The organism is Xanthomarina sp., assembly GCF_035306605.1.
Lineage (GTDB): Bacteria > Bacteroidota > Bacteroidia > Flavobacteriales > Flavobacteriaceae > Xanthomarina.
On sequence record NZ_DATGNR010000035.1, the window covers coordinates 32786 to 57814 of the forward strand.

At 33.4% G+C, this 25029-nt stretch carries 25 protein-coding genes; 8 read left to right on the forward strand and 17 right to left on the reverse strand.

The window, feature by feature from the left end:
* Positions 1-41: 41 nt before the first annotated feature.
* A complete protein-coding gene (locus VKY41_RS05280) occupies positions 42-956 on the forward strand; it encodes an ABC transporter ATP-binding protein (RefSeq protein WP_500813394.1) in 915 nt (304 codons plus the stop codon).
* Here the strand turns inward: VKY41_RS05280 and VKY41_RS05285 are convergent.
* From VKY41_RS05285 to VKY41_RS05295, 3 genes are read right to left on the reverse strand one after another with little or no spacing between them, the layout of a single operon-like run.
* Positions 940-1401 carry a 3-oxoacyl-ACP synthase gene (locus VKY41_RS05285; RefSeq protein ID WP_500813395.1) on the reverse strand — a complete coding sequence of 154 codons (462 nt, stop codon included), beginning with the start codon at positions 1399-1401 and terminating at the stop codon, positions 940-942. The genes VKY41_RS05280 and VKY41_RS05285 overlap by 17 nt on opposite strands.
* Complete coding sequence (gene mtgA / locus VKY41_RS05290; protein ID WP_500813396.1) at positions 1391-2089, reverse strand: monofunctional biosynthetic peptidoglycan transglycosylase; 699 nt, start codon at positions 2087-2089, stop codon at positions 1391-1393. The genes VKY41_RS05285 and mtgA overlap by 11 nt, the downstream gene beginning before the upstream one ends.
* Before the next feature lies 1 nt (position 2090).
* The gene (locus tag VKY41_RS05295; RefSeq protein WP_500813397.1) at positions 2091-3206 is read right to left on the reverse strand and encodes an NAD(P)/FAD-dependent oxidoreductase; all 1116 of its coding nucleotides are present in this window, start codon (positions 3204-3206) and stop codon (positions 2091-2093) included.
* A gap of 218 nt (positions 3207-3424) precedes the next feature.
* Between VKY41_RS05295 and VKY41_RS05300 the strand changes: the two genes are divergently transcribed.
* The gene (locus tag VKY41_RS05300; RefSeq protein WP_500813398.1) at positions 3425-4984 is read left to right on the forward strand and encodes a T9SS type A sorting domain-containing protein; all 1560 of its coding nucleotides are present in this window, start codon (positions 3425-3427) and stop codon (positions 4982-4984) included.
* A 222-nt stretch (positions 4985-5206) separates the two neighbouring features.
* Here VKY41_RS05300 and VKY41_RS05305 read toward each other — a convergent pair whose 3' ends face one another.
* On the reverse strand, positions 5207-8170 hold the full coding sequence (locus VKY41_RS05305) for a zinc-dependent metalloprotease (RefSeq protein ID WP_500813399.1): 2964 nt from the start codon (positions 8168-8170) through the stop codon (positions 5207-5209).
* Between the two features lie 112 nt (positions 8171-8282).
* Here VKY41_RS05305 and VKY41_RS05310 point away from each other — a divergent pair, with 112 nt between their 5' ends.
* A complete protein-coding gene (locus tag VKY41_RS05310) occupies positions 8283-8801 on the forward strand; it encodes a hypothetical protein (RefSeq protein WP_500813400.1) in 519 nt (172 codons plus the stop codon).
* Between the two features lie 33 nt (positions 8802-8834).
* Here VKY41_RS05310 and accC read toward each other — a convergent pair whose 3' ends face one another.
* From accC to pdxA, 6 genes are all read right to left on the reverse strand, one after another.
* Entirely contained in the window at positions 8835-10187 is a 1353-nt protein-coding gene (accC, locus tag VKY41_RS05315) for an acetyl-CoA carboxylase biotin carboxylase subunit (RefSeq protein ID WP_500813506.1), read from the reverse strand.
* A 122-nt stretch (positions 10188-10309) separates the two neighbouring features.
* Complete coding sequence (accB, locus tag VKY41_RS05320) at positions 10310-10798, reverse strand: acetyl-CoA carboxylase biotin carboxyl carrier protein (RefSeq protein ID WP_500813401.1); 489 nt, start codon at positions 10796-10798, stop codon at positions 10310-10312.
* 33 nt (positions 10799-10831) lie between these two features.
* Positions 10832-11827 (reverse strand): beta-ketoacyl-ACP synthase III, encoded by a 996-nt coding sequence (locus VKY41_RS05325; protein WP_500813402.1) that lies wholly within the window; start codon positions 11825-11827, stop codon positions 10832-10834.
* 180 nt (positions 11828-12007) lie between these two features.
* Positions 12008-12211: a 50S ribosomal protein L32 gene (gene rpmF, locus VKY41_RS05330; RefSeq protein WP_007647175.1), complete on the reverse strand. Its 204-nt coding sequence runs from the start codon at positions 12209-12211 to the stop codon at positions 12008-12010.
* 10 nt (positions 12212-12221) lie between these two features.
* Positions 12222-12761, reverse strand: coding sequence for a YceD family protein (locus VKY41_RS05335; RefSeq protein ID WP_500813403.1), 540 nt, complete (start codon positions 12759-12761; stop codon positions 12222-12224).
* 74 nt (positions 12762-12835) lie between these two features.
* Positions 12836-13882, reverse strand: a complete 1047-nt coding sequence (gene pdxA / locus VKY41_RS05340; protein ID WP_500813404.1) for a 4-hydroxythreonine-4-phosphate dehydrogenase PdxA — start codon at positions 13880-13882, stop codon at positions 12836-12838.
* 62 nt (positions 13883-13944) lie between these two features.
* Between pdxA and VKY41_RS05345 the strand changes: the two genes are divergently transcribed.
* Positions 13945-14532, forward strand: a complete 588-nt coding sequence (locus VKY41_RS05345) for a riboflavin synthase (RefSeq protein WP_500813405.1) — start codon at positions 13945-13947, stop codon at positions 14530-14532.
* Here VKY41_RS05345 and VKY41_RS05350 read toward each other — a convergent pair.
* The 3 genes from VKY41_RS05350 to VKY41_RS05360 all read right to left on the reverse strand — a co-directional run bounded on the left by VKY41_RS05350 (position 14529) and on the right by VKY41_RS05360 (position 16758).
* Positions 14529-14720 (reverse strand): PID-CTERM protein-sorting domain-containing protein, encoded by a 192-nt coding sequence (locus VKY41_RS05350; RefSeq protein WP_500813406.1) that lies wholly within the window; start codon positions 14718-14720, stop codon positions 14529-14531. The two genes, VKY41_RS05345 and VKY41_RS05350, sit on opposite strands and share 4 nt — an antisense overlap.
* A gap of 374 nt (positions 14721-15094) precedes the next feature.
* Positions 15095-16075: a glycosyltransferase family 9 protein gene (locus tag VKY41_RS05355; RefSeq protein ID WP_500813407.1), complete on the reverse strand. Its 981-nt coding sequence runs from the start codon at positions 16073-16075 to the stop codon at positions 15095-15097.
* 74 nt (positions 16076-16149) lie between these two features.
* The gene (locus VKY41_RS05360) at positions 16150-16758 is read right to left on the reverse strand and encodes a DUF4254 domain-containing protein (protein ID WP_500813408.1); all 609 of its coding nucleotides are present in this window, start codon (positions 16756-16758) and stop codon (positions 16150-16152) included.
* A gap of 70 nt (positions 16759-16828) precedes the next feature.
* On the opposite strand from VKY41_RS05360, the gene upp reads away from it, so the two are divergent.
* A complete protein-coding gene (upp, locus tag VKY41_RS05365; RefSeq protein WP_500813409.1) occupies positions 16829-17488 on the forward strand; it encodes a uracil phosphoribosyltransferase in 660 nt (219 codons plus the stop codon).
* On the opposite strand, the gene VKY41_RS05370 is transcribed toward upp, so the two are convergent.
* Positions 17477-18403: a DUF6427 family protein gene (locus VKY41_RS05370; RefSeq protein WP_500813410.1), complete on the reverse strand. Its 927-nt coding sequence runs from the start codon at positions 18401-18403 to the stop codon at positions 17477-17479. The genes upp and VKY41_RS05370 overlap by 12 nt on opposite strands.
* A 164-nt stretch (positions 18404-18567) precedes the next feature.
* On the opposite strand from VKY41_RS05370, the gene VKY41_RS05375 reads away from it, so the two are divergent.
* Positions 18568-18795, forward strand: a complete 228-nt coding sequence (locus tag VKY41_RS05375; protein WP_500813411.1) for a DUF6341 family protein — start codon at positions 18568-18570, stop codon at positions 18793-18795.
* Here the strand turns inward: VKY41_RS05375 and purD are convergent.
* Positions 18790-20061: a phosphoribosylamine--glycine ligase gene (purD, locus tag VKY41_RS05380; protein ID WP_500813412.1), complete on the reverse strand. Its 1272-nt coding sequence runs from the start codon at positions 20059-20061 to the stop codon at positions 18790-18792. The genes VKY41_RS05375 and purD overlap by 6 nt on opposite strands.
* Before the next feature lie 90 nt (positions 20062-20151).
* Between purD and VKY41_RS05385 the strand changes: the two genes are divergently transcribed.
* Complete coding sequence (locus VKY41_RS05385; protein ID WP_500813413.1) at positions 20152-21462, forward strand: phenylacetate--CoA ligase family protein; 1311 nt, start codon at positions 20152-20154, stop codon at positions 21460-21462.
* A 61-nt stretch (positions 21463-21523) separates the two neighbouring features.
* Positions 21524-22687 carry a glycosyltransferase family 4 protein gene (locus tag VKY41_RS05390; RefSeq protein WP_500813414.1) on the forward strand — a complete coding sequence of 388 codons (1164 nt, stop codon included), beginning with the start codon at positions 21524-21526 and terminating at the stop codon, positions 22685-22687.
* On the opposite strand, the gene VKY41_RS05395 is transcribed toward VKY41_RS05390, so the two are convergent.
* Positions 22684-24042: an undecaprenyl-phosphate glucose phosphotransferase gene (locus VKY41_RS05395; protein WP_500813415.1), complete on the reverse strand. Its 1359-nt coding sequence runs from the start codon at positions 24040-24042 to the stop codon at positions 22684-22686. The two genes, VKY41_RS05390 and VKY41_RS05395, sit on opposite strands and share 4 nt — an antisense overlap.
* On the reverse strand, positions 24042-25028 hold the full coding sequence (locus VKY41_RS05400) for a UDP-glucuronic acid decarboxylase family protein (protein ID WP_500813507.1): 987 nt from the start codon (positions 25026-25028) through the stop codon (positions 24042-24044). Before VKY41_RS05400 ends, VKY41_RS05395 begins: the two co-directional genes overlap by 1 nt.
* Position 25029: the final 1 nt, after the last annotated feature.

The window sequence follows — 25029 nt, forward strand, 5'->3', positions numbered from 1 at the left end:
TTTGAAATTTCAAACGGCTTTTTTTATACTATTTTTGTACTATGCTACAAGTAAAAAACCTCTCTTTTAAATACCAAAAAACACCAGTACTTCAAAACATAAATTTTGAATTAAAGGCTGGAGAACATGCCTCCATTATTGGTGAAAGCGGATCCGGAAAAAGTACTTTACTAAAACTAATTTACGGAGAATTAGATGTTGACAACGGCTCTATTTTTTGGAATGAAACTGAAGTACTAGGACCAAAATACAACTTAGTGGTTGGTTACGATTTCATGAAATATGTCTCGCAAGAATTCGATTTAATGCCTTTTACTACCGTTTCTGAAAATATTGGTAAATACTTATCTAATTTTTATCCTGAAAAAAAACAGACGCGCATAAACGAACTGTTGGAAGTGGTGGAGCTCACTCCTTTTGCCAACACCAAAGTAAAACTTTTAAGTGGCGGACAAAAACAACGTGTGGCCTTGGCTAGAGCCTTAGCCAATAAGCCGGAAATTATTTTATTGGACGAACCCTTTAGCCATATAGATAACTTTAAGAAACAAAGTTTAAGACGACGTTTGTTTCATTTTTTAAAAGAGAATAAAATTACCTGTATCGTTGCCTCACATGATAAAGAAGATGTTTTACCATACTCAGATAGAATGATTGTTTTAAACGATCATGAAATCGTGGCTAACAACAGTCCAACCTATTTGTATAAAAATCCTGGGACTCCATTAATTGCAGCGTTCTTTGGCGAATTTAATATCATTGACAAGAAGTTTGTTTATGCACATCAAATACAACGTGTAAACAAGTCAAATTTAAAGGCAATTGTAAAAACCTGCTACTTTAAAGGTTCCTTTTATTTAATTGAAGCAGATATAAATGGACAAACTGTATTTTTAGAACATCCAACATACATAAACAAAAATACAGAAATTTATCTGGCTATAGAATGTCAATAATTTTAAATTCCTGTTCTCGAAATCTAATGGAAGCTCCTATTTGCTTACCAAGCAACAATTTTCCTATGGGAGTTATTGGGGAAATGGCGTAAAACACCTGTCCCGAGAATTGTAATTCACCAGCACTAATAGAAATAAAGTAATTGGAAGACGTTGTTAATACAAGGGAGCCCATACAAACTGTATCCGAAGTTTTAGATATATCTATTTTAGAAAGTATCTCTAGGATTTTTTTTATTTCAGCCAATTGATTTCCTGCTTTTTCCCGTTCTAATTGCAACATGGCTCTTCCCGTTTCATGTTTATCTCCTGCACTACTTTTGGTTTCAGATGTTAAGGACTCTTGTATCTCTTCAATGGTTTTTTGAATGCTATTAAATCTATTATTACTAAACTCTTTACATTGAAGATATAATTGTTGCTTTAACTCTAAATTATTTTCCATCTTCCTTATTGTAATCTAGCTTACCAAAATACCCCATTTGTCTTACAATCCATGTTTTTCTACGCTCTATATAATTAGAAGCTGGACGGGCTTTAAATTTTAAGGGGTTTGGTAAAATAGCCGCAATTGATGCCGCTTCATATTGCGATAATTTTGAGGCAGGTTTATTATACCAATAAACAGCCGCCGCTTCAGTTCCATAAATACTAGGCCCCATTTCAATGCTATTTAAATACACTTCTATAATGCGTTCCTTTGTCCAAATACTTTCAATTAAAAAAGTAAAATACACTTCCAACCCTTTCCTTAACCAACTTCGTTCCGGCCATAAAAACACATTTTTAGCGGTTTGTTGGCTAATGGTACTGCCACCCTTAATACGCTTTCCTTTTTTGTTGTTTTCAAAAGCTTTTCCTATTGCTTCTACATCAAATCCATTATGCTTTAAAAAATTTTGGTCTTCGCTACAAATAACTGCCAGTTGCATATTTTTAGAAATTTTGTCTAAAGAAACCCAATCGTGCTTCCAACCAAATTTGTTTCCATTTTGATGGTTTTCAACCCCTCTAATAAGCATTAAAGGAGTTATTGGAACAGGAACCCATTTGTACAAAAACACAAAGCCTACGGAAAGAATAATTAAGCAAACTAGAATTTTTAAAATAAACTTGAAGAATCTTTTTAGCATATTAATCTATTAAATCCACTATTTCTCTACCAATTAAACTTCCAATGGCCACACCCATGCCACCTAATCTAACACCACAATACACATGATTTGAGAGTTGTTTTACAATTGGCTCCTTACTGGATCCAACTCCCATAATACCAGACCAACTATAGTCTATTTCAAAATCGGTATCGGGTAAAATTACTGTTTTTAAAAGTTCTTTTAATTTATTTTGAATAAGTTCTGTTTGGCCAAATTCCGTAGTTTCTTCAGTTTTGAAATCGAGATTTCTTCCTCCTCCAAAAAGAATTCTATCGTCAATATTCCTGAAATAGTAATACCCTTTATCTAAATGAAAAGTGCCTTCAATATGAAGATTTTTTATAGGTTTTGTAATTAGTACCTGTGCTCTAGCTGGTTTTACCGATTCTGAAATATGCTGTGAAGCAAAGCCGTTAGTTGTGAAAATAAGATTTTTACTTTGAAATTCTAAATGCTTGGTTTTCACCTGTACACTATTTACCTGATCCACATAATTCTCAACCAAAATATTATTTAAAATTTTGATACCCACAGATTGTGCCTTTTGAAGCAAAGCTTCCATCATTTTTCCAGTGTCTATTTGACCTTCAAATGAATTAAAGACATATGTTTCTTGAATATTCTTAAAATGAAACTCATTTTTCTTTAACGCAAAAACATTTTCTTTAAAAACAGGTTTCAACAATTTATTTACCCTTTCTCTTTCCGATAAACATGTTTCAAAAAGTTGAGAATCTTCGTTTGTAAATAGTTCATAACCGCCTAATTGCTGATAATAAATATCCTGATCTGATAAGGTTTGCCTTAAAAGTAGCAAGCCATCCATTCGTTTCTTAATTAGGTCAACGACCTCATCTTCAGAATGGGATTTTAAGTCATCCAAAATTTCGCTCAAACTTCCAAAGCAAGCAAAGCCGGCATTTTTAGTACTTGCTCCTTGCGGTAGCATGCCTTTTTCTAATATTAAGATTTTAGCCTTTGGAAAACGTCGTTTTAGATGTAAAGCACAATTAAGCCCAACGATACCACTTCCAACAATGGTGTAGTCTACGTTAGTAAACCAAGACTTATATTCCCAATATGAAAGATTCATTATATATAGGTTGAAATGTAAAACACTTTGGTAAACTTAATGATTTCACTGAAAAAAGAGATGTTATTTATTCATTATCTATTAGCACCTACTTGGTTAAATTATAAACAATAGGTATTTATTTAACAGTTAATCGATTAAAACATTAGCATTAAAGTGAAAATTTTTAAATATTCATTTAATTTAATATGTTTCGTAAAATTCAAACCTGTCTAATTATGAAAAAAAATTACGCCTTTTTATTATTTTTTGGATTCGCATGCTCAGTTTATGCACAGTTTCCAGCACCTTACTGCCCAGTAACATTCCCAAATGGAGTGGAGCCTATTACCTTGGTTGAACTAGCAGATATTAACAATACAAACCCTGCAGCTACATCTGGTGCCGTAGCTCACATTGATTTCACCAATATTTCTGGCACTGTTATCCCTGGAACTCCATATTCTGTTACCGTTAATGGTAACACAGATGGTGCTTTCACGAATCACATAACTGTGTTTATTGACTGGAATCAAGATGGCAATTTTGATGGTCCTAATGAAACATTTCAATTAGGGTCAATTTACAATAACCCTGGTAATGGAACTCCCGTTACAGGAACTATAGATGTTCCAGTAGACGCAGCCCCTGGAGCTACTCGAATGCGAGTAACAAAGCGTTTCAGTTCACCAGCTATTCCTTGTAACAATTCGGGATATGGGCAAGCACAGGATTATACTATTGTGGTAAACGCAGGAGCTCCATGTAACGGAACACCTACTGTGGGTGCGGTAACTGCTAGTGAAACTACTATATGTACAGGCATTCCTTTGACACTTTCTGCTGATGTAACACCTACCATGGGATATAGCTATCAATGGGAGTCTTCTACAGATAATGGTTCTACATGGGTAGCGCTTGGAAGCCCTCAATCAACAGTTACTTATATTGTTGCATCGCAATCTCAAGCAACTTCTTATAGATTAGTTGTAACTTGTACAACAGACAATCTATCTGCAACGTCTGCAGCTGTAGATGTGGCTCAATCACCATTTACGGATTGTTATTGTACGAATGCCATCAATTATGTTTGTAATGATGGAGATTTAATTCTTAATGTAACTTTCGGATCTATAAACAATGATTCTACATGTTCTGAGCCAACAGGCTACAGCGATTTTACAAATTCAGTTACACCTGCACAAATAGAGGCTGGGACTTCTGAAAACATTTCGGTAACTGTAGGTCCTTCTGGTGATGGCTGGCAATATGAATCTGTTGGTGTATTTATAGACTTTAACCAAAATGGAGTTTTTGATGATAGTGAATTTACGTATGTAGGAACAGGGTTAAATGAAGCTTTATCAGGGAATATTGTAATTCCTGCTGATGCCGTTATAGGGGTTACTAGAATGCGTGTAATTGTTTCTGCCTCTACCGCAACTGGTTTTGGACCTCAACATAAATGTGGACCAACTGATTCAAACAATCCTTTTGGAGAAATGGAAGACTATGCAGTTGAAATTACACCTGCCTTAAGCATTGGAGAATTTGAAAACTCAAAGTTCAGTATGTATCCAAACCCAACAAATGGTATTGTAACTCTTAATTTTGCTCAAGCTACACCTGTACAATCAATCTCAGTATATTCAATTACTGGACAACAGATTATTTCTAAACCAATTACAAATATTAGTAAAGAATATAGTTTGGATCTTGGAAATACAGCTGATGGTATTTATATGGTGAAAGTGCAAACAGAAAATGGCCAGTTTATAAAAAGAATAGTTAAACAATAAGGGTACACTATTTTAAAACTAACAAAACATTTAATTTATAAGACTCGTAAAAAAGAGTACCACAAAATGTTCTGAATAAAGAAAAACCTCGAAAATAATTTCGAGGTTTTTTTATGCTTATTAAACGGTGTTTTCTATAAACAATAGGCTTGATCAAAATATGTGATTTTGATACCTAAAAAAGCTCCGAAACTACTTTCGGAATTCTTATAAAAAAGGAACCTATTCAATTATTATTTTCTTAGTTAGCATGTTGCCTTTTCTTTCAATATTTAGCAAGTACATTCCTGAAGCTAAAGCACTAACATCAAGCGTTCTAATCAATGTTTTACTGTTATTAAATTGACTATAAACACGACGGCCTCTAATATCTATTATTGAGATATTTACATCTTCCGTATTATTTAGTTTAACATTTAGTGTTCCTGTGGTAGGATTTGGGTAAACACTGAATGTTTCTAAATTAAATTCGTCAACATTTATAGTTGTTTCAACGTTTACCGAATAGTCTTGAACCTGACCATAAAACCCATTTTCGCATGGGCCAAAATCATTATTTACTGAATTCGTGTTTTTCATTCCTATACGCATTGTTGTTGTCCCTAGAATCGCGTCATTTGGAATAGTAATAGTTAATGGAGATTCCGAACTTGGTTGGTTAGCTTGATTAATAATGTCTCCTAAATCGTATTCTTCTCCTGGATCGTCAAAGCTGCAGTTTTGATTCCAATCTATCCAAGCTTTTACAACATAAAAGAAATTGCCATCTGTATCTAGATTTACACTAAGATTATAACTTGATCCTATTTCAACATCCGTAGAAATTGATGTAAAATCTACATAAGGTGTACTACTCGAAGCCATATTTATATTATTAATGTCATTGAAAACAACTCCAGTCACACAATCTGAAATTGATGACTCTGGAACAGATGCGCAATGTCCATTAGTAATAGTAAGATTCGCTGTTACAGTTTTAACAATAGATGCCGATGTTCCGGTAACAGTTATCATATAATCTCCCGGCGTTGCATTTGAAAGACCTGTAACATTCATTGTAAATGTGCCATCAGCATTTAATGTTGGTGGTGTAAAAGTGTAATTAACTCCAGTAATTTCCGGTGTTATAGTTGCCGAGAAAGTAGTCGATTCAGAAAACCCGTTGGAAACTACATAATTGAAGTCGTAACTTAACTCATCTAGGTTACAAATAGTTTGGCTTCCTGACATATTACTTATACTAAAATCTGAATTCCCATTAATTGCGAAAGCATTAGAAACTGCGTAAAAAAGATTATCTGCAGCCTCCACTAAAATTTTGGCATTGGTTGAATTTGCAATGTTTGGAACAGTAATACTTGCCGTTCCTGTATTTGGAACTCCAGAAGCCAAAGTGGTATCGAAATCAACTCCGTTAGCGGCAAATAGAATATTCACTGTTTGGCAGTTTATTGGCGCCATATTGGATTGTCCTACAGTCCAATTTACGGTTTGCGTACTATTTTGTGCCCAAGTTGGAGGTGTAGAAACTGTAAAAGGAGGAGCATCAACAACTGTAACAACAACATTATCTGAAGCTGTGTTTCCACCAACAGAAGAGTTATCTCTAACGGTAAGTAAAAAATTCATGGTTCTTGCTACAGAAGGAACAACTTCCCAAGTTGAAGCAAGAGAACCTGAAAGAACCGTGCTAAATGCCGGCATATATCTATCTGGTGAAGCCGATGGAGTAAGGGACCTAAAAGCCGGTCCAACCGTAGAGCTTGAAACTGGAGGCATTTGCGCAGGGGTCGGATCGCTTTGTTCCCAACAATAGGTAAGCGTATCTGAATTAGTATCAGTTGAAACACCTCTTAAAACAAAAGCTGTTGATTTTGGAATAGAGTAATCAGGGCCAGCACTTGCTGTGGGAGCCGTATTTCCTGTTGGAGTATTCTCGCTACAAGTACTATTTCCAACCGAAATATTCAACCACATTTCTTTTAAATTATCTCCATTAAAATAAGCGTCGCTATTATTTTGAACGTTAGGAGAACAAATACCTGCATAGCCCATAATAGTAGATGCACTACCAGGTTCTACCGATTTACTAGATCTATTACAGTTGTTATTTTGAGTATGGTTTCCACCAAATTGGTGCCCCATTTCATGAGCCACATAATCTATATCAAAACTATCTCCCATTGGGGAACTTGAACCTGTAACTCCACCCGCCTTCAAATTAGTACAAGGAGAGTTAAGGTATGCCACACCACCACCTCCAGTGCTAAACACATGGCCAATATCATAATTAGCTGACCCAATATTCGTGTTGCAAGTAGTTTGGTTTTGACTCAACATGGCACTTCCATTATTATTTGTATAGGGATCCGAATTAACATTAGGTCCTAAGAAAATAATACTTGAATTTGGCACCATAACCATAGTTAACGACATATCTCTTTCGTAAACACCATTAACACGAGTCATAGTTGCATTCATAGCAGCCATAACACTAGTCATTGTTCCACCGTGAAACTGAGCGTATTCAACCGTACAGGCCAAAGCCAACCTATAGGTTCTAAGTTGTCCGTCGTTGGCATTTCTTAAGGCAGCAAATTCTTCATCTGAAATATTATATTGCTGCTCCATATATTCCGTTTCACAAACAAAATCACCAGTACGAATGTCCATTTCAGAATTCACAAAAGAGATATAAGTTCTTAAATCTGACGAATATGGTTCAATAAACACTGTTTTCTGATCAGATAATACCATACTGCTTAACCCCTTTTCCGGAGAGAAACTAAATCTGACTATAGCCCTAGGATTGTCTATTCCTTGTCCAACAAAAGACCTAATATTTGGAAATTGGACTTGTAATTCTGGTGTCATTACAGAGGCTTCCTTAATTCTAAAAGCTTCTAAATTCCCTTCTGCATTTGGAAAACGTACAATAACATCGGAAATTCTATTGATTTCTTCTCTTTTCGGAACAGTTGTTAAAGCCCTTTTTAAGCCTTCAAAATCTAAATTCATAATTGAAGATTTTTGAGGTAAAGCTTTAGGAAAAACAATTTCCTTTTGATCTATTCTATTAGTGTTGGCCTTACTCCAAAAGGAAGGTTTGTTTTGTGAAAAACCCGTAACAGAAAACAACACGATGGCTATTAACAGTAAGGAATTTTTTAAGTAATTATTTTTCATCGGTGTTTGTTAAGAATTTATTCGTTTTAAATTTACTTCGATATTTTTAAAAAATTTAACTTTTTCTTAATTTATTTAAAATTGTAATAACTTTGTTTATAAGATATTAATCATGAAACAAAGCTTTTCAATTATTATTTTACTCCTGTTTTTAGGATGCCATCCAAACAAAACTGTTGTAAAAAAACCAGACCAAACTGCTTTAAAATCCACAGTCTGTCCCGAAGATGGCGTTTGTACTTTTGAAGTATTTACAAATAAAATTTTAAACATTAAACCCGATGGCATAGGTGCTTTGTATCCAGAGATATTAGATGGTAATAAAACAGTAATTAAGTTTGAATACAAACGACATGAGATTCCAAATACGGCAGACAGTGGTTATTCGGAGGTTATTTATGCGGAAATTGATCCAAACCTACAAGAGATGAATTTAGAAAACGAATTACTTAACCAAGCAAAGGTATTATTTGGAAGGCTATGTTTTTGTAGAGGAGAAACAGGGTATTTTTATGTAAAAGAAGGGGTGCTTACCATTGTTTCTAATCCTAGTGGATTTAAGACCTATAAGCTAGACTTTAAGATTAATGAAGTACCACAGATAATAAAATCCTTTGAAGAAAGACTATAAAAAAAGCTCCTAAATTAGGAGCTTTTACATTATTTAATCTTCTTTTGGTTTTTCTATCACAAAATCTTCCATAAACTTTGTTGTATAGTTTCCAGCCAAATAATCTGGATGGTCCATTAATTGTCTGTGGAATGGAATTGTTGTTTTAATACCTTCAATTACGAATTCGTCTAAAGCACGTTTCATTTTATTGATTGCTTCTTCACGTGTTTGAGCTGTTGTGATAAGCTTAGCGATCATTGAATCGTAATGTGGAGGAATAACATAGCCAGCGTAAACATGTGTGTCTAAACGCACCCCATGACCACCTGGTGCATGTAAAGTTGTTATTCTTCCTGGAGATGGACGGAAATCGTTAAACGGATCCTCTGCGTTAATTCTACATTCTATAGAATGTAAGTTAGGAGTATAGTTTTTACCAGAGATTGGCACACCTGCTGCAACAAGAATTTGTTCACGAATTAAATCGAAATCGATTACTTGTTCTGTAATTGGGTGTTCCACTTGAATACGTGTATTCATTTCCATGAAATAGAAATTCCTGTGTTTATCTACAAGAAACTCTATCGTTCCAGCACCTTCGTATTTAATATATTCAGCTGCTTTTACGGCTGCCTCTCCCATTTTTTTACGCAAAGCGTTTGTCATAAATGGTGAAGGAACTTCTTCTGTAAGTTTTTGGTGTCTTCTTTGGATGGAACAATCTCTTTCAGAAAGATGACATGCCATTCCATTAGAATCTCCTACAATTTGAATTTCGATATGTCTTGGCTCTTCAATAAGCTTCTCCATATACATATCGTCGTTTCCGAAGGCTGCTTTAGCTTCTTGTCTTGCAGATTCCCAAGCTTCTTTTAACTTTTCAGGTTTCCACACGGCTCTCATACCTTTTCCACCACCACCAGCGGTAGCTTTAAGCATAACTGGGTAACCGGTTTCTTTAGCTATTTTTTCACAATCTTCAAAACTTTCAATAATTCCATCACTTCCAGGAACACAAGGTACTCCTGCAGCTTTCATGGTAGCTTTCGCCGAAGCTTTGTCTCCCATTTTATTGATCATTTCTGCTGAAGCTCCAATAAATTTAATGTTATGCTCTTCACAGATTTTCGAAAATTTAGCGTTTTCTGATAAGAAACCATATCCTGGATGTATCGCATCTGCATTGGTAATTTCTGCAGCTGCAATAATATTGGACATTTTTAAATAAGATAAATTACTTGGTGGAGGTCCAATACAGACAGCTTCATCCGCAAATTTAACGTGTAAGCTTTCGGCATCGGCTGTAGAATATACAGCTACTGTTTTTATGCCCATTTCTTTACAGGTTCTAATAACACGTAATGCTATTTCCCCTCTATTGGCAATTAGTATTTTTTTAAACATCATTTTTGGTTTTAAAATTTCACCCCGAGATAAAAGGACGGAGTTTAAATTCCATAATAAGGGATTTAATTCCTCCTATTTTCAGAAGGCTATTGCCTCCTAAAATAATTGGGATTAAATTGTTATGATGGATCAACTAAAAATAATGGCTGATCGAATTCAACAGGAGATGAATCGTCAACAAGTACTTTTACTATTTTTCCAGAAACTTCAGATTCTATTTCATTGAAAAGTTTCATGGCTTCAATTATACATAGAACATCACCTTCTTTAATAGTTTGACCTACTTCAACAAAAACTGGTTTGTCTGGGGCAGGTTTACGATATAAAGTTCCAATAATAGGAGATTTTATTGTTATATATTTTGAATCTTCGACTGCTTCATTAGTAGGTGTAGCTGCTGCAGGAGCTGCTGGTTGCGCAACTGGTACTGCTGGCTGTGCTACAGGTGCGGCACCTACAGGAATATGTTGTACATAAGTTGTAGTTTCGTGTTTATCATCACCACCAGTTTTGATAGTAATTTTCACATCTTCTGTTTCCAATTTAACCTCACTTGCTCCAGATTTGGCAACAAATTTAATTAAGTTTTGAATGTCCTTTAAATCCATAATTTTAGATATTAAAAATATATTAGTAGTTAGTTAGGAGTTATAAGCCCATTTCAAATAAATAGAGCCCCATGTAAATCCTCCTCCAAAAGCAGCGAATATTAAATTATCGCCTTTTTTAAGCTGAGATTCGTAATCATTTAATAATAAAGGAAGTGTTGCTGATGTGGTATTACCATATTTTTGAATATTCATCATCACTTTATCTTCCTCCAATTCTATTCTATTGGCGGTAGCATCAATAATGCGTTTATTTGCTTGATGAGCTACTAACCATGAAATATCTTTAACTGTTAATTTGTTTCTATCTAGTATTTTTACCGCCACATCTGCCATATTAAAAACGGCATTTTTAAAAACGGTTTTTCCGTCTTGATAAACCTGATGTTTGTGTTCTACAATAGCTTCTGGAGTAGATGGATATGATGACCCACCGTAAGTTGCTTGTAAAAACTCTCGTCCAGATCCATCACTTCTTAGATATTCGTCTTGTAACCCTAAGTTTTCTTCGTTAGGCTCAAAAAGTACCGCGCCACCACCATCTCCAAAAATAATACAAGTTGCCCTGTCTTCATAATTAATCATGGAAGAGTTTTTATCTGCTCCGATTAAAAGTACTTTTTTGTATTTTCCAGATTCTATGTATCTAGCAGCTACTGACATTCCATATAGAAAACTTGAGCATGCAGCTTCCAAATCGAATGAAAACGCATTTACTGCACCTATTTGAGTAGCTGTATACGCAGAAGTTGAAGCGGCTTTCATATCTGGTGTGGCTGTTGCTACTATAACTAGCTCAATATCCTTAGGATCAAGACCACTTTTATCGATGAGGTTTTGGGCTGCCTTAATTGCTAAATATGATGTGCCTTTACCTTCGTCTTTAAGAATTCTACGTTCGCTTATACCTGTTCTAGTGACAATCCATTCATCATTTGTATCAACCATGTTTTCTAACATTTGATTGGTTAACACATAATCTGGAACATATCCACCTACAGCTGTAATTGCTGCTGAGATTTTACCCATAGTTTATAAAGTTAATTTGACCTCAAAATTATTACAAATTGAATCAAATTTTCTAAAAAAACGTAAAAAATGTTCATTTTGGATTAATTTGGTGCAAATTAAGTCGTTTTTGACTTCTATAAAAATTTAAAACAAAAAAAACGCCCACAAGTGAGCGTTTTATTATATGCATGCATAGTATTATGCTAAATTTTCTTCCACTTCAGAGTTATCTATAAGAACTTGTCCTCTATAGTATAACTTACCTTCATGCCAGTGAGCTCTGTGGTATAAGTGTGCTTCTCCTGTTGTAGGACACGTAGCAATTTGAGGTGCTGTTGCTTTATAATGTGTTCTTCTTTTATCTCTTCTTGTTTTCGAGATTTTTCTTTTAGGATGTGCCATTTTTTATATTTTATTTATCCGTTAATAGTTTTTTTAATGTATTCCATCGAGGATCAATTTCCTCTTCAGTTTTTTTGTTTTCTTCAAGCCTTGGGCTTAATTCTTCTAATTTTTTGAGTATTTCTGAATCTAATGTTCCGTCTTCAACTCCTGGATGAACTCTTTTGATTGGCACTGAAAGGACAATCAGTTCGTAAATATATTGTTGAATATTAACTTCATAATCACCGTGAGGCAAAATTAAAATGTCAACATCATCGTCATTATATTCCTCCCCGAATTTTACTACCAAGTTAAATTGGTTCGTAATTTCTTGATTGAAAGCTTCATTTGTTAAATCACAATTAACATTAACCGATCCCGAAATATTGAATTCTAATTCCAACAAAGTTGTTTTTTTGTCTAAAATTAGTTCAACGTTTACCGAAGAATCGTTAAACTCCTCGTACTCAAAATGTTCAAAGAACGCTTTATTAATTTGATACTCAAAATGATGCTTCCCAAGTTTTAATCCTACAAATGGAATTGTAAACTCCTTCAATCGCTTCATTTTCGCATTTAATTTAAGCTTGCAAATATAACAAATAATTATTTACTCAAAGCAACTTATAAACATTTTTTTGTTTATATCTTTTTTTGTCGGGTTTTTAGTACATTTTGTGTTAACTCTTCAAATTCTTTTCTATTCTTATAAATTTGAATTGCCGTAAAAACAGCTTCTTTAAATGAACTTTCGTCCGCTTCACCTTTACCCGCAATTTCAAAGGCTGTACCATGATCTGGCGAAGTTCTAACTTTATTTAAACCTGCCGTAAAGTTAACTCCTTGACCAAAAGCTAGGGTTTTAAATGGAATTAAACCTTGATCGTGATAAGCGGCGACAATAGCATCAAAGTTTTTATAGTTTTTAGAACCAAAAAAGCTATCAGCAGCATAGGGTCCATAAACCAACCTTCCTTTTTTTCTTATTTCATCTAGTGTTGGCTTAAGAATTTCATCATCCTCTTTTCCAATAACACCATTATCGCCAGAATGTGGATTAATTCCTAATACGGCTACTTTGGGTTTTCTAATTTTAAAATCCTTTTCAAGAGATGTAAAAATGATATCCAACTTATCTTTAATAAGTTTTTTGTTAATGTGTTTTGATACGTCTTTTACAGGAACGTGATCTGTAAGTAGACCTACTCTTAAATCATCAGAAACCATAAACATCAAACTAGTACCTTCCAATTCTTTAGCTAAATAATCTGTATGACCAGGAAAATTAAACTCTTCCGACTGGATGTTATGTTTATTTATTGGAGCTGTTACTAAGACATTGATTTGATCATCTTTTAAAGCTTTAGTCGCAGCCTGAAGTGATTTTATAGCGTATGTACCTATTTCTGGATCCTCTTTTCCAAATTCAATATTACATCTATCGTTCCATACGTTGTAAACGTTTAATTTACCTGGAATAATTTGATTAAAATTACTAATACCATTAAAATTTAATTTCAGATCGAAATGTTTATTTAAAAAGCTAATAGTTTTAACAGATGCAAAAATTACTGGTGTAAAAAACTCCAACATTCTCGGGTCTTCTAGAGTTTTTAAAACTATTTCGCCACCAATGCCGTTCAAGTCTCCTATAGATATCCCTACAATTATATTTTCTTCGTTCTTCATTAAATAAGATAACTTTTGTTTGTAATTTTACACATGCAAATTTAACCAAATAATCGACAAATATGTTTACTGGTATCATTGAAAGTTTAGGAATAGTTAAAGATTTAAAAAAAGAATTAAACAACCTCCATATTACTGTGGCCTGCGATTTTACGAATGAATTAAAAATAGATCAAAGCGTAGCACATAATGGTGTTTGTTTAACAGTTGTAAATATTTCAGGGAATGAATACACGGTAACTGCCATTGAGGAAACTTTAACAAAAACAAATTTAAATCAACTTAAAGTTGGTGATTGTGTAAATTTAGAGCGAGGCATGAAGCTTGGAGACAGACTTGATGGACATATAGTTCAAGGTCATGTGGACCAAACTGCAATTTGCACCCATATTGAAAACGAAGAAGGAAGTTGGAAATTCACATTTCAATATGATTCCAAACTTAACAATCTTACCATTGAAAAGGGTTCAATAACCGTTAACGGAGTTAGTTTAACCGTAGTAAACTCCAAAAACGACGCCTTCAGCGTTGCCATTATTCCCTATACCTATGAGCACACAAACTTTAAAGATTTTAAAAAGGGAACTATTGTGAATTTAGAATTTGATGTAATAGGGAAATATGTTAGTAGGTTGATTAGCATTAATTAACGCTTTAACAATTTCTTTACTCCTATAACAACACCAATAAATAAACCCGCAAGAACCCCTCCGTCTATAGGAAGCCCTGGTGGTGGTGGTGGTGCTGGTGGTGGTGGCATACCTCCTTGAGCAACACAAACAAAACTTATTAATACAAATAAGATTGAGGCAAAAGTTTTTTTGTTTTGTATTTTCATTAGTTTGTAAATGTATAAAAAAACATCTCTTCAAAACAATAAAACAAAGCACTATATAAAAACGCAATAGACTTATAAATTGCGATTTATATAATGAGATTTATCTTGTTTTAATAGTGGTGAATAACCTTTTCTTTTATCGTTTGTTTCACATTTTCTTATTAAAATAGCTTAAAAATTAAAGCTGAAATTCAAAAGCTGGATTTAAATATAATAGAATTTTTTCTAATTACAACCTAAAGCTAATTATTATTTTTTTTGAGTCAAATAATTTTATTACAGACATACAGTCCTTTAATTTGTATTTATTATAAAAACCGTAATTAAAACGCTGGTATAAACCTCTTTATATTATTGGGTTACCAATATCATGTTTAACTATTTAAAACAGAATTTACTTTTGTAATAATTATATTTGGAGCAATACTTCTTGAGGCTTCTTTATAACTTTCAGGAAATTTATTTCCATATATAGAAGTAGGAATTAGGGGAAACTTAGCTCTATCAGAAAGTAAAGCAAAATCTTCTGGTTGATTATAAGGAGCAAAACCTGCGAAAGGATGCGTAACTCCCCAAATTGTAATTACTTTTACCCCTAGCATAGCAGCCATATGAGCGTTTCCCGAATCCATGGAAAGCATGATGTCTAGATTTGAAATTACATCCAATTCTTCACTAAGAGATAATTTTCCAGCCAAATTGATGACGTTTTCATATTTACTTTGAAAACCGCTAAGAATCTCAACTTCCTTTTCACCTCCTCCAAACAATAATACATGGTAGCTCTTTGAAAGTGCTTCAATTACATTTTCCATCAAATCTAATGGATACATTTTACTTTCGTGAGCTGCAAAGGGAGCTATTCCAATCATTTTTTTTGAAGTCACACCAATAACCTCTAAAGTTTTTGAATTTAATTCAACTTGATTGGGGAATTTCACGTTTGATAAATCTAAGGGGAAACCAAGTTTGCTAAAAACATCAGCATAACGCTCATGAGTAGTTTTTAGTTGACGGAAAGTTTTACCTGTAACCAATGCTTTTTTTTCCGCTCTTCCTTTGTTGATTTGGACCAAAGGTTTCCCTAGGAAAAATATTTTTAAAATATTAGTTCTTAACACATTGTGGAGATCTGCAACGGCATCAATATGCAAACTTTTTAATTCTTTAGAAAGCCTATATAGCCCAAAAACACCTTTGTGTTTACCTTTTAAATCGGCAGGATAAATTGTTACATTTTCCAAATTTCTGAAAAATGCGGTAAAAAAACCTTTAGTTAAAACGGTTAATTTTACATCTGGATATTGCGTAGTAAATGCTTTTAAGACTGGAACTGACATAGCAACGTCTCCCATTGCTGAGAGACGTATTACTAGAATATGTTTTGGTTTTGGCACCTTAACTAAGATAAAATCCTGTCTTGCAGAAATTATTTTTGTGAACGAAGAACTGGGTTCAACTCATCGTCATTGTACATTTTCATTTGTTTATAAACTTTCATGTACTTATCACCTTTTTCAATATCGCTTAATAAGGTATCAATAGCAGTAGATAAGTCCACACGCTGTTCTAATAGCACGTCTAATTTTTTTCTACAAGCAGCCAAGTGAGCTTCTGAAGCATCTGTACGGGTTGCTTCTTCGTTCATATGATATACTTTTAAAGCCAAAATAGACAACCTATCAATTCCCCAAGCAGGACTTTCTGTATTGATTGTAGCATCTGCTTTAGGCGTAATATTTTTATATTTTTCTAAAAAATAACTATCAATATACTCCACCATATCTGTTCTATCCTGATTAGAAGCATCAATTTGACGTTTTAATTTTAAAGCGGCTACAGGATCTATTTGCGGATCACGAATAATATCTTCGTAATGCCACTGAACTGTATCAATCCAACACTTTCTATAAAGTAAATGTTCTAGCAGATTGGTCTCCTTATTATAAGGATTTTCAAAAGATTGATCTACCGTATTTATAACATGATATTTTTCAATTACGTCTTGGAAAATTTTATTGGCTTTGTCTGTAAACATGATTTTTATTTTTAAAACACAAATATAAGTCTAATTAATTAACTTTACCATCTCATTAATAAAGTCCGATATGCACATTCATAACTTTTCCAATCAACGAACCATCTTAAACACCTTTATCGCTGAGATGCGAGATGTTAACATTCAAAAAGACAGTATGCGGTTTCGAAGAAATATAGAGCGTATTGGTGAGATTTTAGGTTATGAATTAAGCAAAACTTTAAGTTATAAACCAACAACTATTACAACCCCATTAGGAGTTTGCGAGCTTGAAAAAATAGATAACGACATAGTACTGTGTTCCATTTTAAGAGCTGGAGTTCCGCTACACGATGGATTATTAAATTATTTTGATAAAGCTGAAAATGCTTTTATATCGGCCTACAGACATCATGTAGAAAAACCAGAAAACTTTGAAATAATCGTCGAATATTTAGCGTGTCCGAATTTAGAAGGCAAAACTTTAATTTTAGCAGATCCCATGCTCGCAACTGGACAATCTATGGTTGCCACTTTTGAAGCTTTAAAACCTTTTGGAAAGCCAAAAAACATTCATTTAGTTAGTGTTATTGCCGCTCAGGAAGGTATTGACTTTGTAGAGAAGCACTTTGAAAAAGACACGCATTTATGGGTAGCCACAGTTGATGACAAACTCAACGAAAAAGGGTATATAGTTCCTGGTTTAGGTGATGCTGGCGATTTAGCCTTTGGTCAAAAACTACAAAACTAAATTAATCACTGGAACAAGTATTAATAACCAAATTAAAATTTCCTTAAACCATTTTTCTGAAATAACTTCTAAATAATTTGCCATAATAATTGACAAAGGAGCAAACAAGAAAATAAACTCTGCTCCTGTTTTCTGTGGTGAAATAACTATAATAGTAATAGCTATTAATGCACCTAAAAGAACTAATATATATGAAGCCTTATAGCTTTTAGATTTAGTTTTTATATTGACAATATAGAAAAAGATTGCCCACACAAAATACGTGAGAATAACTGTTGAAGAAACAATAATTTGGGTCGAGTTTAAGGAACTAAAGTCGAAACTAACAGTGGTATCAATACTAGAAATATAACCTAACACATCCGTGCCTGTAATCAACAAAACGCTTGTGGTTAAAACGGCAACCGTTAAGACTCCAACTAAGGGAATTATCCAATTTTTAACATCTGTAACTGCAAAAAGCAATAGAGCTGCAAACAGTAAAATAAAATAGAGTGATGCCCAAAAACAAAGCAAAGAAGCCAAACTTATCCAAAAAGCCGCATCGAACACTTTTTTATTGACGAATAACTTAGACCGAATGCTAATAATTCTTCTTAAAGCAAACAGAATAAACAAATTGGCTATTAATAACTTAGAATTTAAAAAGGTTTGTGGCATTAAAACCATAAACAAACTAAAAAACAATATTTTATAGCTATTGCTTTTGGTAAGATCATTCTTTCCTGAAAGGAAATCGAAAACAAAAATTGATAAAAAGCATACTCCAAAAAGCAGCAGTTGTTTAACAATCAACAAACCGCTTACAGCTTCATTTAAATTATAAATTTTAGTAAAAGTGAAAGCAACAAACAACAACAAAGTAACAACTACAAAATGTATGGGTTTCGCCTTACTAAAAAAACTAGAAATCATAAATTGATTTGTTTAAAATTCACTTACAAAATTCATACGATACGGTAAATTACTAACTTTCTTTTGTATTTATTCCGCTTTAAATTGAAAAAATATGTAATTTTGTCTGGTAATTATATTGAAAATAGCTTATACACTCTTAACGAGTTTAAATTTATATTAAAATGAAAGACTTTTTTAACGCCATTCAGGATTTATTTGTTAATGTATTATTTGCTCCATTAGATGCTCTAAGAGCCTTGGAATTAGAAAATTGGTTTGCAGCGAATCTTGTATCCTGGATATTTATCCTTATTGGTTTTGTTGCCTTTTTATATTGGATGAAAGAACTAAAAGGATACAATGACAGAAATGATGATGATAAAAGCATCACATCTCATTCTTATTTATAAATCAAATCCAATATCTTTTCGATAATTCATCTTATCAAAATGTAGTTTTTCTATATTTTGATAAGATTTTTTTATGGCCTCTTGATAAGTATCTCCAAAAGAAGTTATTGCCATAACTCGCCCGCCAGAGGTTATAATTTTCCCGTCTTTTTTAATAGCTCCAGCATGAAACGGGATAGAGCCCTTAACTAGTTCTAAACCTGTAATTTCCATACCTTTTTTGTAAGCTTCCGGGTAGCCTCCAGACACTAGCATAACCGTGGTTGCAGCTCGTTCATCTATTTCTATTTCTATTTTATCCAAGGTTTTATTGGCTATAGCTTGGAATATTTCAACCAAATCGGTTTTAAGTCTAGGTAAAACCACTTCGGTTTCAGGATCTCCCATTCTAACGTTATATTCAATTACCTTTGGGTCATCACCTACTTTAATCAATCCGATAAACACAAAACCTTTATAAGGAAGATTGTCTTTTTTCAGTCCTTCAATAGTTGGCTTTACTATGCGTTCTTCTATTTTATTTAAAAATTCATTTGTAGCGAAAGGTACTGGAGAAACAGCTCCCATTCCACCTGTATTTAACCCTGTATCACCTTCACCAATGCGTTTGTAATCTTTGGCCGTAGGCAGTATTTTATAGTTTTCACCATCGGTTAACACGAAACAGCTTAACTCAATCCCATCTAAAAACTCTTCAATAACTACTTTGTTGCTAGCTTCACCAAATTTAGCATCTACTAACATACTTTTTAATTCGGATTTTGCTTCGTTTAAATCGTTTAAAATCAGCACACCTTTTCCTGCTGCTAAACCGTCTGCTTTTAGCACATATGGTGGTTTTAAAGTTTCTAAAAACAAGTATCCTTCTTCAACATTTGAAGCATTAAAGCTTTTATAAGCTGCTGTAGGAATATTGTGTCGTACTAAAAACTCTTTAGCAAACTCTTTACTTCCTTCTAGTTCGGCTGCTGCTTTTTGAGGGCCAATAACCGAAATATGCTTAATTTCATTATCATTTAAAAAGAAATCGTGAACCCCTTGCACTAAAGGATCTTCCGGTCCTACCACAACCATACTTATATCATGTTCCAACACGGCTTTCTTAATGGCCTGAAAGTCGGTAACCTTAATATCTAAATTAGTTGCAATTTCAGAAGTTCCTGAGTTTCCAGGGGCTACATAAAGTGAATTACATAAAGGACTTTGAGTAATTTTCCAAGCAAATGTATGCTCTCTTCCACCAGAGCCAAGAATTAAAATGTTCATGTTGTGAGTTGTTTGGTACAAAAATAAAACTAATGCTTCGAATACACGAATTATTTTTGTTTACTTTACATAAAAATATGTTATTCTATTTTGAATTTATTTGATCTTTCTTTAAAACTAAGTGGCTTTCCAATTAAGAAGGCAGAACTTGCTTTACGGGAAATCCAAAATAAAAATAAAACAGATTTTGAAGCTTATGTTCAAGAGAAAAAACAAGAGATTGTTAAGCATCATTTAGAACATACAGCTTTTTATAAGAAGCTTGCAAAACATGCAGTTCCTACTGATTGGAATTCCATTCCAGTTATGACCAAACACGATTTACAACAGCAACTAGAGAACCGCTTGGCTATAAACTACTCTCGTAAAAATGTTTATATAAATAAAACTTCTGGCTCTTCAGGAAATCCTTTTGTTTTTGCCAAAGACAAATATTGCCATGCCTTAACTTGGGCTGTAATTAAAGATCGGTTTGGTTGGTACGGATTAAATTTTAATAGCTCTAAACAGGCACGGTTTTATGGTATTCCTTTAGACAAAAAAGGATACTATAAAGAACGCTTTAAAGATGCCTTAGGTAATCGTTATAGATTTTCAGTATTTGATTTAAGCGATGATGCTCTTAGTATTTGTTTGGAAAAATTTAAATCAGTTCAATTCGATTACATCAACGGATACACTAGTTCCATCGTGCAGTTTGCAAAATACCTTCAAAAGAAAAACATCATTTTAACTCAAGTATGCCCTAGTTTAAAAGCTTGTGTTGTAACTTCTGAAATGCTCTTTGATGACGATAAGGCACTTATGGAACTACAATTTGGAGTACCTGTGATTAATGAATATGGCGCTTCGGAACTTGATATTATTGCTTTTCAAAATACTAAAAACGAGTGGCAAGTAACTAGTGAAACTCTTTTAATAGAAATTTTAGGACAAAACAACGAAGTCTTACCTTATGGTGAGGAAGGGCGAATTGTCATTACATCGTTTTACAACCAAGCACATCCATTTATAAGGTATGATATTGGAGATATAGGCATACTTTCAAAACAAAGTACAACTAAGACACCTGTTTTAGAAAAATTGATTGGAAGAACTAACGATATGGCTGTTTTACCAAGTGGCAAAAAGGCTTCGGGTTTAACCTTTTACTATATTACCAAAAGCATTATTGAAGAGGATGGAAATGTTAAAGAGTTTATAATAGAACAAAATAAAAAGGATAGTTTTACGATAAAATATGTTAGCAGTGACGTGCTTTCTAATGAAAAAAGAAATCTTATTTTGAAGGAAATGGCTCATTATTTAGAAAAAGGGCTTCATATTAACTTTGAAAGGCAAAATCAGCTAAAACGCTCCAAAAGTGGTAAATTGAAGCAATTCACATCTCAATTAAAATAATTTAAATGACATTATATACAGCTAACACTCCACTAATCTTTATAAAATTTAATAGCTTAAAGTGAAGGATATTTTAATAATAACCAGTTATTTCCCTCCTGAAATTGGAGCCGCATCCAACAGGATGTTTCATTTGGCTATGGGCTTACAAAAGCAAGGCTACAAGGTATCTGTTGTTACACCCCTGCCTAACTACCCAACAGGGAAAATATTTCCTGAATACCAAGGGAAATTCCAACATAAACGCATTGAAAATAATGTGACTATTTATAGACTGTGGTTGTATGCTAGCAATTCTAAAAACAAATTTCTACGTCTATTTGCTATGTTTTCCTACAGTTTTAGTTTGATTTGGTTTTTTATATGGAATCGAATTCCGGAAACTGTTATTGTACAATCTCCTCCATTATTGGTAGCTTTCACCAACATGTTTTTCTTAGGTTCAAAAAAACGAAAACTTATTTTAAATGTTAGCGATTTATGGCCGATTGCCGGTTTAGAACTTGGCGCGTTTAAAAAGAATTTAAGTTACTCGTTATTAGAAAAAATAGAGCGTTTCAATTATATAAAAGCTGATGTTATCTGGGGTCAAAGTGAAGAAATACTCACCCACATTTCAACAATTAGTCCAGATACAGTTTCTTGTTTATATAGAAATTACCCAGATTTTGAACCTCCAAAAATAATAGCTAAACCTCTATCTGAAGGTAAAATAAAATTAGTTTATGCTGGGTTGCTTGGTGTTGCTCAAGGGATTTATAAGCTATGTAAGAATTTAAATTATTCAAAACTAGAATTCCATATTTACGGAGCTGGAGCAGAACAAAGCCAGATTGAAAAATTTATTATGGATAATCCAAGCTTACCAATAACCTATCATGGAGAAGTTAGCCGAGACAGACTTCACGCAGAGCTTTTACAATACGATATCACCATTATCCCCTTGCTAAATAGGATTTACGGTTCTGTACCCTCTAAAATATTTGAATACGCTAGATTAGGCCTCCCTATGCTTTATTTTGGCGGTGGTGAAGGAGAGCGTTTAGTTAAAACCCATAAATTAGGTTGGACGGCAGAGCCGGGAAACTATCAGGCATTAAATCAAGTAATAAATACAATCGATAAGGAAACTTTAACTTTAGAAAATAACGAACGGATTAAAAATATAGCTCTAGAACAATTCGATTTTAACAAGCAGTTAAAATCGTTAAAAGCTTATATTTAATATGCTTTTTCTTCACCTTTAACAGCATTAATAAAGGTTTTAAAAATAATTTTAAGATCTAACAATAACGACCAACTTTCTATGTAGAAAATATCGTATTTAACGCGTCCAATAATATCTTTATCTGTTTCTACCTCACCTCTATAGCCACTAATTTGTGCTAGTCCAGTAATTCCTGGTTTTACAAAATGCCTAACCATGAACTTATCGATTCTTTTGGCGTACATGTATGTATGACTAACCATGTGAGGTCTTGGACCTACCACGGACATATCTCCAAAAAGGACATTAAAAAACTGTGGAAGTTCATCTATACTAGTTTTTCTAATGAATTTACCAATTTTAGTTACCCGTTGATCACCCTTAGTAGCTTGGTGTAGATGTGCATTTTTATTAGGCATCATAGAACGGAATTTATAACAATCGAACTCTTTGTAATTAAATCCATTTCTCGACTGTTTAAAAAACACAGGGCCTTTAGACTCCAACTTAATTAAAATGGCAATTAATGGGGTTAACCAGGATAATATAAAAATAATAACTAAAGATGAGAATAAAATATCAAACGCGCGCTTTATAAACTGATTCACAGGATCTTCTAATGGGATGTTTCTTAACGAAAGAATAGGAATATAGTCGTAATATTCATATTTCAACTTTTTAGAATGGATATCCTTATTGTCTGGTAAAAATTTTAGAATTTTAAGGTTATTATCAGCAAAATCAATGATTTTATGGATTTGGGAGTTAGACAATTCGGATATAGAACAATATATCTCGTCTATAGCTTCTTTAGTAATGAATTCAAAACAAGCTTCTAAGCTAAACTTTTCCTTGTCCTTGGTGTTAAATGTCCTTTTATGAATATACCCATACTCTGGGTTGTTATTAAAAAAACTCTCCAAAGCAGTTGTCTGTCTGGTTTTCCCTATTATGGCTGTAATCCTATAATTACCTCCAAAAATGGTTCGGTATTTTTGAAGCAGGTAATATAAAGCAAACTTAGAAAGTCCTATTAAAAAGAGTGTTAGTAAGGTATACTTAAAAATTGTTAAAGGCTGAATATCCAATTCATGGTTGAAACCTGAAAATGCTAGCATTAATAAGGTAAATAAAGCAAATTGTTTCAAGAGTAAGGCCGCAATATTTATTTCTCTAGAATATCTATAAACCTCATAAAATTTAGAATATATAGATAAAACAACCCATGCTATTGATATTGTCAGCACAAATTTTATTGGATTGACCTCTATGAAAAAATACAGCAAAGCCAGGCCATTAATAATACTTAAATCTATTAAGTAAGAAATGTGCTTTAAATATCCTGAATATCTCCCTTGCTTGAATGTTGTCACTATTTCCTTATATGCTTAGAAAAATCTTTATGTTCGCTTTTATACAACTCATCCTCAGTTAATCCTTTAAAGTAGTTAAAAGTTTTATGCATACCTTCTTCCCTACCCACTTTAGGCTCCCAATTTAAGAGTTTTTTCGCTAATGAAATGTCTGGTTGTCGTTGTAATGGATCGTCTTTAGGAAGCTCCTTATAAATTATTTTCTGATTAGTTCCTGTAAGTTTAATAATTTCCTCGGCAAAATCCTTAATAGTAATTTCGTGAGGGTTACCAATATTTACAGGATAAGAATAATCACTAAACAACAATTTATAAATTCCATCTATCAAATCTGTTACGTAACAAAATGATCTTGTTTGTTGGCCATTACCAAAGACTGTTAAATCTTCTCCTCTTAACGCCTGCCCCATAAAGGCCGGAATAACACGTCCATCGTTTAGTCTCATTCTTGGTCCATACGTATTAAATATACGCACAATTCTTGTGTCTAAACCATGAAACCTATGGTATGCCATGGTAATAGATTCTTGGAATCGTTTCGCTTCATCGTAAACCCCTCTTGGACCAATAGCATTGACATTTCCGTAATACTCTTCGTTTTGAGGGTGCACCAAGGGATCTCCATAAACTTCAGAAGTAGAAGCTATTAAAATTCTAGCATCCTTTGCTTTGGCTAGTCCAAGCAAATTATGAGTTCCTAATGACCCTACTTTCAGGGTTTGAATAGGTATTTTTAAATAATCGATAGGACTAGCAGGCGAAGCAAAATGTAAGATATAGTCTAAGTTCCCTTCGATTTCAATGAATTCAGTAACATCGTGTTCAATAAACTGAAAACTAGGATTATCTAATAAATGACTTATGTTTTTTATTTCCCCAGTAATAAAATTATCCATCCCGATGACATGAAATCCTTCATTTATAAATTTATCACATAAATGAGAACCTAAAAAACCAGCTGCTCCTGTAATCAATACTTTTTCCATC